Here is a 231-nt window from a genome sequence, read left to right on the forward strand (position 1 = left end):
CGTAAGGGTGCGAGAAATGGCACTCTTCGAGGTTGGCGCCGTCGCCGCCGCGGTCGACGATGAGGAAGTCCTGTTCCTCGCCGATCGGCGTCAGCACGCCGTGCCAGAGGTTGCGCCGGTAGTTGATGCCCTGCCCGGGCGCGGTGATGAAGGCGTGCGGCTCGCCTGGGCCGTCCTGAGTGTCATGGCAGACGACAACCAGGAATGGCCGCGGCGACAACGGAATGAAGG

At 66.2% G+C, this 231-nt stretch carries 1 protein-coding gene; it reads right to left on the minus strand.

The window, feature by feature from the left end; translation table 11 throughout:
- The coding region (locus P9273_RS32230; protein WP_278052603.1) for an ureidoglycolate lyase at positions 1-231 on the minus strand (231 nt) is incomplete at both ends.

This window comes from Mesorhizobium sp. WSM4935 (genome assembly GCF_029625735.1).
Lineage (GTDB): Bacteria > Pseudomonadota > Alphaproteobacteria > Rhizobiales > Rhizobiaceae > Mesorhizobium.